Here is a 2,975-nt window from a genome sequence, read left to right on the forward strand (position 1 = left end):
GGCCAGATTGGCGCCGCCGATGACGGTGGCGGCGATTACCTGCAGCTCCATGCCGGTGCCGAGATTGGTGGTGACGGCACCCAGCCAGCCGGTCTGGATGATGCCCGCAATGCCCGCCGACAGCGCCGAGATCATGTAGACGGCAACCTTGATCTGGCGCACCGGAACGCCGGTCAGCGTTGCCGCGTGCTCATTGCCGCCGATGGCGAAGATATGGCGGCCGAACTTGGTCCAGCGCAGGATGAAGCCGGTGATCAGCGCCAGAAGGATCATGTAAAGCACCGGGTTGGCGATGCCGAACACCCAGGCGCCGCCGCCCAATGACAGAAGCTTGGCATGGTCCGGCCCGAACTGGAAGACCACCGTGTTGTTGGAGGCGACCATGGCGAGGCTTCGGGCGATCGACAGCATGCCGAGCGTCACCACGAAGGGTGGAAAGCCGAGATAGGCGATCAGCACGCCGTTGAAGGCGCCAATGGCGAGCGCGGTGGCAATCGAGGCCAGGATGCCGACCTCGATCGAGTAGCCGGCATGCATGGTGACGGCCAGCACCATCGACGACAGGCACAGCACCGAGCCGACCGACAGGTCGATGCCGCCGGTGATGATGACGAAGGTCATGCCGAGCGCGATGATGGCGACGAAGGTGATGTTGCGGGTGATGTTGTAGAGGTTCTTCGAGGTGGCGAAAGCGTCGGTGGCAAACGACAGGAACACGCAGGCAAGGATGACCGCGATCACCACCCAGAAAGTCTGGCTGGCAAACAGTCTCGCGGCCAAGGATTGCTGCTTATGCTCGATCGGCTGGTCAATTGTCAGTGCCATCGTCGACCTTCATCTGCTGTGCGTGGTGGAATTCGCTTGAAATCAAACCTGTTCGATAGCGCCGGTGATCAGCCCGGTGACTTCCTCGGGCGAGCTCGACGCAATCGTCTTGTCGGCGACCTTGCGCCCGCGCCGCATGACGATGACGCGGTCGGCGACGGTGAACACGTCAGGCATGCGGTGGCTGATCAGAACGACGGCGATGCCCTGATCGCGCAAATGGCGGATAAGGTTCAGCACTTCGGCGACCTGGCGCACCGAGATCGCCGCCGTCGGTTCGTCCATCAGCACGATCTTGGCCTGCGACAGCATGGTGCGGGCAATCGCCACCGCCTGGCGCTGGCCGCCCGACATCTGCTTGACGAGGTCGCGCGGACGGGTCTCGGACTTCAATTCGGCGAAGAGCTGGCCGGCACGCTTGTACATCGAGGCATAGTCGAGGATCCGGAACGGCCCGACGCCGCGCCGCAACTCACGGCCGAGATAGACATTGGCGGCGGCAGTCAGATTGTTGCAGAGCGCAAGGTCCTGGTGGACGATCTCGATGCCGTGCTGGCGGGCTTCCGCCGGCTTGTGCAGGATCAATTCCTTGCCGTCCATGTGCATGGTGCCATGGCTCGGGCGGAAATTGCCGGCGATCATCTTGACCAGCGTCGACTTGCCGGCGCCGTTGTCGCCCATCAGGCCGACCACCTGTCCGGGCTCGATCGACAGCGAAACGTCGTTGACGGCCTGGATAGCGCCGAAATGCCTTGAGATGTTGGTGAGTTCGAGAACCGCCACCAGCCTTTGCCTCCCCGTGCTTTTGCGACCTGCAGCTGTTACCGGCGTGGATGCCGACGCTGCTTTGGCCTCGCTCTCCCCGGCTCCTCCCGAAGACGGCGTTAGCGTTCTTTTACGCAAAAGCCGGCGCACGTCAATCAATTGTCGGACGAATTGGGCCAGGACTATTTTAAAAATCCGTTTTGTAGGACAAATAGCATTGACGTTGGCGCCAAGCCGATATTAGCTAAGCGTCGGAGGAGATTATGCCGATCCTCGCTGGCGGTTCGCCGGCCGGAATTGGCGGAGGTTTGACGGTCCAGGATCCGGCGGCACCTGTGTGTGAGCTGATCTGAAGCCGAATCTGGAAATGCTTATCGATCTGTCCTGGCGACACGAGCGCTCGCGAAACGACCCTCGGTCATCACGCATCCGGTCGATCTGTATGGCGGGCACGCCGTGTCCGTTTGTTTCAAGGGAGGACTGACATGAGGAAAACACTTTTGCTCGCCGCCGTCGCCGCCATGGCGTTGGGTGCCGGGCCGGCTTTGGCCAAGAAACAGCTCGTCATTGTCGTGAAAGGTCTCGACAATCCGTTCTTCGAGGCCATCCACCAGGGCTGCGAGAAATGGAACAAGGAAAACGCCAGCTCGGAATATGAATGCTTCTACACCGGTCCGGCGTCGACTTCGGACGAGGCCGGCGAGGCGCAGATCGTCCAGGACATGCTGAGCAAGGCCGACACGGTGGCGATGGCGATCTCGCCGTCCAACGCGCCGCTGATCGCGCAGACGATCAAGAGTGCCAATCCGTCGATCCCGATCATGACGGTCGATGCCGATCTCAGCAAGGAAGACGCAGGTCTTCGCAAGACCTATCTCGGTACCGACAATTACCTGATGGGCAAGAAGATCGGCGAGTACATCAAGAAGGGCAAGCCGAATGGTGGCACGATCTGCACCATCGAAGGCAACCCGGCAGCCGACAACATCCTGCGCCGCGCGCAAGGCATGCGTGACGCACTGTCGGGCAAGGAGGGCCTCGCCGCACTTGCCGGTGAAGGTGGCTGGACCGAAGTCGCCGGCTGCCCGGTGTTCACCAACGACGATGGCGCCAAGGGCGTGCAGGCGATGACCGACATCCTCGCCGCCAACCCCAAGCTGGACGCCTTCGGCATCATGGGCGGTTGGCCGCTGTTCGGCGCGCCGCAGCCCTATCGCGATCTGTTCGGACCGCTCAAGGACCGGATCGCCAGCAACGACTTCGTCATCGGTGCCGCCGACACGATCGGCGACGAGATTGCGATCGCTCGTGACGGCCTTGTAACGGCTCTGGTCGGCCAGCGGCCGTTCGAAATGGGCTACAAGGCACCGTCGGTGATGATCGAC

Annotated in this window: 3 protein-coding genes; 1 reads left to right on the plus strand and 2 read right to left on the minus strand. The window is 62.0% G+C overall.

Annotation, left to right across the window (positions count from 1 at the left end):
- Together EN991_RS30125 and EN991_RS30130 are read right to left on the minus strand one after the other, a co-directional pair.
- On the minus strand, positions 1–825 hold an 825-nt coding region (locus EN991_RS30125; protein WP_164769473.1), incomplete at its 3' end, for an ABC transporter permease.
- A 42-nt stretch (positions 826–867) separates the two neighbouring features.
- Positions 868–1,608: an ATP-binding cassette domain-containing protein gene (locus tag EN991_RS30130; RefSeq protein ID WP_013530854.1), complete on the minus strand. Its 741-nt coding sequence runs from the start codon at positions 1,606–1,608 to the stop codon at positions 868–870.
- Between the two features lie 467 nt (positions 1,609–2,075).
- Between EN991_RS30130 and EN991_RS30135 the strand changes: the two genes are divergently transcribed.
- Positions 2,076–2,975 (plus strand): substrate-binding domain-containing protein (locus EN991_RS30135; protein ID WP_164769474.1); only part of this gene is annotated, 900 nt, incomplete at its 3' end.

The sequence above is a fragment of the Mesorhizobium sp. M7A.F.Ca.US.005.03.2.1 genome (assembly GCF_003997795.1).
GTDB classification, from domain to species: Bacteria; Pseudomonadota; Alphaproteobacteria; order Rhizobiales; family Rhizobiaceae; genus Mesorhizobium; species Mesorhizobium ciceri.